Source organism: Bacillus sp. JJ1474, assembly GCF_036965225.1.
Lineage (GTDB): Bacteria > Bacillota > Bacilli > Bacillales > Cytobacillaceae > Cytobacillus.
The window spans coordinates 2,255-2,491 of the sequence record NZ_JBALPC010000239.1 but is presented as its reverse complement, the minus strand read 5'-3'; the positions used below and the strand labels follow the sequence as shown (position 1 = coordinate 2,491).

The following is a 237-nucleotide window of genomic DNA, read 5'->3' as shown; positions in this document are numbered from 1 at the left end:
TTGGAGGTATGATACTATGAATTCATGGAAGACGATTAACTTTTCTAGACAGTATGGCTCACAAAGACTTTTCATTTTGTCTTCCTTAACAATGTTGCTGACATTTATTTTCGTATATGTGCCTGCGCAATTTTTATTTAATGCACATTCATTCTATGACAATTATTTTTACTTATTTATTCTCGGGCTTTGGCTAATTTATCCACTTCATAAGTTTTTTCATTATTTACCATTAGC

Annotated in this window: 1 pseudogene; it reads left to right on the top strand. The window is 30.8% G+C overall.

The annotated features are described in order from the left end of the window. Nucleotides 1–16 precede the first annotated feature (16 nt). Nucleotides 17–237, top strand: a pseudogene (locus tag V7164_RS23270) (DUF3267 domain-containing protein); the annotation flags it as partial.